This is a genomic window from Vibrio sp. 2033 (genome assembly GCF_033339735.1).
Window position 1 is genome coordinate 1 of the sequence record NZ_JAWOVC010000612.1, and the last position, 579, is coordinate 579.

Consider the following 579-nt stretch of genomic DNA (forward strand, 5'->3'; position numbering starts at 1 on the left):
CACAGGATGTTATTTTCCCAGCAGCAGGAGGCTCCACACATGTCAGAAAAAATATCGACATCAGCATTAGCGAAAATGCGCAATATTGACGCCAAGCTGCTGTTTTCAGATCTCAAACGCGCCGGTTACATCACTCGCCAAGGGGAAAAATGGATCCTGACGGAAGAGGGCGCTAAGTTCGGCGGTGAATATGTTGACCACCCCAAGTTTGGGCAGTTTATTGTCTGGCCTACGAACTTGCATATTGAGCTGAATCCTACCTCTGGGAAAACTCTGAGTGCCACACTACTTGGCGATAAACTTCGCCTTAATGCCAAGCGAATCAACCAATTGTTGAGTGAGCTAGGCTGGATAAGTAAATCGGAAGACGGATGGCAAGTCACCGAAGCGGGCATTCGAGCAGGTGGTCAACAGCGTGCAGATAAAGAATCACAAAACACCTTTGTGGTTTGGCACGATGTCGTTTTGCGCAACAAGCGCTTGAAGCAATCTGTAGTGGAGTTTTTGGGGCAAGATGCGGAGTCGCACTCCACCGACAAATCCTACTCCAGTTTTCGTCAAAAATTCGAAGCCAAACAC

1 pseudogene is annotated in these 579 nt (G+C 48.2%); it reads left to right on the forward strand.

Going from position 1 to position 579, the window contains the following annotated elements:
* Positions 1 to 39: 39 nt before the first annotated feature.
* Positions 40 to 579: pseudogene (locus R7P74_RS28085) on the forward strand (glycerol kinase); the annotation flags it as partial.